General features: G+C 66.7%; 3 protein-coding genes and 1 pseudogene. 1 reads left to right on the forward strand and 3 read right to left on the reverse strand.

The features are described 5' to 3' along the window. Positions 1–86 precede the first annotated feature (86 nt). Positions 87–782: pseudogene (locus ACFQ9Z_RS39275) on the reverse strand (IS110 family transposase); the annotation flags it as partial. 414 nt (positions 783–1196) lie between these two features. Here ACFQ9Z_RS39275 and ACFQ9Z_RS39280 point away from each other — a divergent pair. After that, positions 1197–2279, forward strand: coding sequence for a hypothetical protein (locus ACFQ9Z_RS39280; protein WP_383031916.1), 1083 nt, complete (start codon positions 1197–1199; stop codon positions 2277–2279). 347 nt (positions 2280–2626) lie between these two features. On the opposite strand, the gene ACFQ9Z_RS39285 is transcribed toward ACFQ9Z_RS39280, so the two are convergent. After that, positions 2627–3226 (reverse strand): DUF4276 family protein, encoded by a 600-nt coding sequence (locus ACFQ9Z_RS39285; protein ID WP_383031910.1) that lies wholly within the window; start codon positions 3224–3226, stop codon positions 2627–2629. Further along, a complete protein-coding gene (locus tag ACFQ9Z_RS39290; protein ID WP_383031913.1) occupies positions 3223–4431 on the reverse strand; it encodes an AAA family ATPase in 1209 nt (402 codons plus the stop codon). The genes ACFQ9Z_RS39285 and ACFQ9Z_RS39290 overlap by 4 nt, the downstream gene beginning before the upstream one ends. Between the last annotated feature and the right edge of the window lie 432 nt (positions 4432–4863).

Consider the following 4863-nt stretch of genomic DNA (forward strand, 5'->3'; position numbering starts at 1 on the left):
TGTCGAACCAGTCCGCAAACTCCTCTTCCCGGGGACTCCACGTTGCAAGAGGCAGGTACAGGGGGATGAGCTGATCCTCCCTAGCGCTCAGCCCCCAGCTTCTCGCCGGGCAGGCTGGTGTGCTGCCGGTCGGCGGCCTGGACGGCGATCTCGGTGAGCCGGTCGGCGCGGATCACGTGACGGTTGCGCAGCCAGGTCTCCAGCCGCTTGGCGCCGAGGCGGCGGATGGCCGCTGGGGTTTGGTAGCCGATCAGCAAGGTGAGGGGGCCGAGGTTGGTCAGATCCAACGCCCGTTCCAGGCCAGGGAAGATGCCGGTGAGCTGGGCTCGCAAGCGGTTCACCGTGCGGGTGCGGTCGGCGACCAGGTCCATGCGCCGGCCTGTGAGGATCTTCAGGTCGGTGATTGTGTCGTCGGCGGCGCGTAAGGGGTGCAGGTCGCGGCGGATGCGGACTTGGTCCGCGATGACTGCGGCGTCCTTGGCGTCAGTTTTGCCCTCGCCGCGGTAGCTCTCGGAGGCACGGTGGATGGCCCGGCCAGAGATGTAGTGCAGCGGCTGGTCATGGTTGAGGAGGATGGCGATGGCCAGGGCGGCTCCGCCGTCCGCCAGGTCGATGCCCCAAGTCACCTCGTCGCCCAGAGCCAGGACATCGGCGAGGAGTTCGAACAGTTCGGGTTCGTCGTTGGCGACGCGTCGCGACAGCAGCCGTCGGCCGCTGTCGTCGATCGCGACGCAGTGGTGGTGGGTCTTGTCTGCGTCGATGCCAGCCCAGATCGCAGCCACGTGGTGCCTCCGTGTGGTGACGTTGTTGGTGCCTCCCACGGACGACTTCGCTGTCGATTCCCTACGGAGCGATCATTCGCAATTCCTAATTGGCAGCCGAGTCGTCGTGGGGCGCCGGGCGGCCAATCACTGAGAGCCACAAGCGGCAGAGCTTTTTCAACCACACCCGGCGCCCCTGGGTGGGTGAACCATACGAAGGGCTCACCGCCTCCCGCAGAACAACGTAGGGAGCTTTTTCAGAGTGGCCACTGATCGAGTGATGGCCGGACCGAAGCACCCTGGCTGTGACATAGGCGGGCTTGCTGTCGCTGTGGCCGGGGCTGCTTGCGTTGGACCTGACCAGCTGAACACCGTTGCCACCGCGACTGGTTGAGGCGGCCAGGGTTGTCAGTGGCTGGTGACAGGATCACCGGCATGGTTTTCGTACGTACTACTCCGCCGCGGCCCGTGGACGTGACCGCGGTCTTTCCCGAGCTGGCGCCGTGGGCGCGTCCTGCGGTTCGGCTGCACCCTCGTCCCGGATCGCCTTCGGTCGGGGAGAGCTCGGTCGGGGGGCCGTTGCTGTGGCCGGCTGAGGAGCCGTGGCCGCACTGTGAAGCCTCGCACCTGCACGTGGACAGCGGGTTCCGCCAGTCGCCGGCCGACGTGCGGCTCAAGAGACGCATGCAGGCCCGGCGGCACCGTGATCACAAGGGCAGTGGGACGACGCCCGAGGAGGCGGCGGTCAAGGAGCGGAACGCCGCGATGCTCGCGGAGCGATTCGCCGTCGGCCCTCCGCCCGCGGACTGCCCGGTCCCCATGCTGCCCGTGGCCCAGCTGTATCTGCGCGACATACCCCTGTTGCGGCCGCCCGGACAGGCCGATCTGCTCCAGGTTCTGTGGTGCCCCTACGACCACGATCCGCATCACAAGCCGTCGACCGCACTGTTCTGGCGGTCCGCCGCCGCAGTCGTCGACATCCTCGCCACACCGCCCGAACCGTACGAGGTGAACGACGACGGCTATCTGCCGGAGCCGTGCCTGATCGCACCCGAAGCGATCACCGAGTACCCCAACAGCCTCGATCTGAGCCCGCAGATGCTGCGGATGGTGGAGGACTGGAGCAGATGGCAGGCGGCCGGCGCCGACGTGGACAGCTCCTACGCTGACTATCCGCGGGACTTCTATGACATCCATCTGGCAGACGCGCCCGGATGGAAGGTCGGCGGCTGGCCTCCGTGGGGCCGCACCGACCCCAACCCCCGATATTGCACTGTCTGTGAGGTGCGGATGGTCCCGCTGCTGACCATCGCCTCCCGCGAATGGGACGGCGGTGAGGGATACAGCTGGGCGCCTTGCGAAGAACAGGCCGCCGCCTACGCCGCCAACACCGCCGGTACTTGCTGTGGCCAGAGCCCGTCGCGGCCGACCAAGGTCGAAGTCGGCAGCACAGACAACATGCAGATCTACATCTGCCCGACCTCCCCCGAGCATCCGCACACCGACCTGATCCAATGAGCTTGCCGGGCCTGTCACGCACCCTCCGCCGTCGGTGGCAGAAGTGCCGCCGCGTCAGGGTGTGTGACAGGCCGTTCGCCTCACGGCGGCGGGACCCGCAACGCACGAGGCTTCTGTGCCGTTGGGCGGCGAAGTACCGGTACGACGCGCTGCTCGGGCTGCCGTACAGCAGCAGCGACCCGATCACCGACTGTTCGGCGTCGAGGTCCTGCGGTGGCACCCGGTTGCCGGCCGTCGTCGAGTTCGAGGTCGGCGCCGGGGGCGTCATCGCGCTGACCGCAGGAGAGGAGGATGTCGGGCTCCCCACGATGCTCGCAATGACGTGCCTCCCTGCCGCGCTGTCGGGCTCACGTGTCCAGGAGGCGCAGCACGTCACGGCACAGCTTGGCGAATGAGCGTGCCCCACGGCGAGCCGCATCCAGGTCGAAATGCTCGACAAAGGAGGGCTGATGAGCAGTTGGCTGGTAGCTGACGCCTCGTGGCATGCGGTCGGACAGCCATTCTTTGGCGCCACGAATGGATTCCGGGTGGGGCGGAGGGGCAAGGTCGTCCGGCAGTCCCAGATGTCCGGCCAGTCCGGCGGCTCCTGCCAGGAACCAAGCCTCGAACTCTCTGACGGCCGCAACCGCGAAAAGGGGGAGGTGAGCATGCGATTGCTGCGCCAAGCTGCGTACCTGGGCGGCCAGTTCGACGGCGCAGTCGTCGTCCGCGTCCAGCAAGACGAGAACGCTGGTTGGCCCCGGCTCGCGTGCGTAGACGATATTGAGCGCCTGCCTGAGCGGCGCGGGCTTGAGTATCCGGTCCCGCGGGAGGCGGTAGGCGGGCTGAATGTCGGCGTAAGCACCTTCCCTGAGGTGCGGGATGAGTCGGTACAGGAGGCCCCGAAGGGCCCTCTCCTCTCCGTGACCCTCCACGATGGGTGCGATGATCGGGTAGGGGCTACTCACCGCTGGCCGCCTTCCTGCGTGCCGTGCGGTGAGCCGGGCCCTGGGCGCATTTCTCCGCTGCGAAGGAGTTCGGGCAGGGTCAGCACGCCGTCGGCCAGCAGGCGGCGGCCAGCCCGGTCGATCGGGCCGATGGTGCTGCCGTAACCATCGTCGCGGACGACCAGGAGGTGCGCAGGATCTGCTGCGGGGTTGTCCAGCAAATCGGCGCTCTGGGTGGTCACCATCACCTGGGTGTTGCGCGCAGCGCCCACGAGCGCGTCGTAGAGGGCGCCCAACATCGGCGGGTGCAAGGAAATCTCTGGTTCCTCGATCCCGACGAGAGGGATCGAACCGTTTAGCGCCCGAGGCTGGAACAGCGCGGCAAGGACGCCAGCCAGACGCAAGGTGCCGTCGGACAGCGACCGACGGTCGACCTCTTTCTCCCCGCCGTCCTCAAGGAACCGGCCGACGAGGTAAGCCAGGTCGGCTTCAAGGAATTCCTTGCCGTCCAGCCCTGCAGCGTTCTCGATCATAGTGGAGACATAGCCATCGATGGTCTCTTTGGCCCAGGGCGTGCGGTGGGAAAGTCGATTGAGCACCCGGGCCAGGTGCTCGCCCTGTTCGCCAAGCACGACGTCACCGCGACGTCGGGGTGTCTGATCGACGTCCCGCAGCACCGGTGTGTGCAGTTCATAGAAGCGCATGGAGTGCAGGCGGCGGCCGACCGCGTACACGTCGCGGTTGTCCCGGGATTCCGTGGACGGGGCCAGGTGCTCCTGTCGGCCGGCCAGAAGGTGCCGCCAGTCAGGGCCCATCAAAGGGAAGAGAGCATTGGGCGCGTCATGGAACGACAGACCCTCTCGCCACACTGCGGGCGTGCCGTCTTCCCCGGCGTCGGCACCCACTTCTAGCAGGTATGAAGCATCGATCGAAGGCTGCTCAGTGGCCGCCTCGGATGCAGGAACGCTCACCTCCAGTCTGATGCGGAAGAAAGTGGGCTGTACGCCAGCAGGAGAACGGTGCAGTACTTCGTCCAGACCGCCGCGGGACTCCAGGACCTGCACGAGTGACGAAGAGCGCAGGATGTCTCGGACAAATCGCAGTGCGTCCAAAAAGTTCGACTTTCCGGCTGCATTCGGCCCAGCCAGGACCGTCAGGGGGCCAAGCCGGACATCGCAGGCTTCGATCGATCGGAAGTTCTCAACTCGGACACGTTTCAGGAACATGGCCGCCCACCGCACCCGCAAAAGACCGCACATGCGGCAAGACAGCCTGGTGCACCACCGGGTACCAGCCGGTCCGGCACCGCGGCAGGTGTCCTGCTGTTCACGGTTTCCCCATCTCCTCGTCCGTCATCCCTATACTCCACCGGCGAGGGCCACCACGTGCCCATGCCCCGACACCGGCGCGTTCCATGATCCGGTAGGCCGCTCCTGTAACCCTACTGAGCCCGTCGACACTCGTGCAGCTACCACTCCTCCACCCGGCACGGCCTTTTGCCGGCTCTACTGACGTCGTCGCCGTGATGTCGTCAACGTGAGCGCTGGGGTCTGTACGGTGAGCGGGTCTGTTCCGTAGTCGGTGGTGACGGAGGGTGCGGATGTCAGCCCAGGAGGATGCGGTGGCGGAGGAGGGGGAAGCTTGCGCGGCCGTACATC

Source organism: Streptomyces sp. NPDC056580 (assembly GCF_042793175.1).
In the GTDB taxonomy this organism is placed as follows: domain Bacteria; phylum Actinomycetota; class Actinomycetes; order Streptomycetales; family Streptomycetaceae; genus Streptomyces.

Bases quoted from the DNA above. Each gene is read 5' to 3' on its own strand.
- ACFQ9Z_RS39280 (WP_383031916.1), top strand. From the start codon at position 1,197: ATGGTTTTCGTACGTACTACTCCGCCGCGGCCCGTGGACGTGACCGCG.
- ACFQ9Z_RS39290 (WP_383031913.1), bottom strand. From the start codon at position 4,431: ATGTTCCTGAAACGTGTCCGAGTTGAGAACTTCCGATCGATCGAAGCC.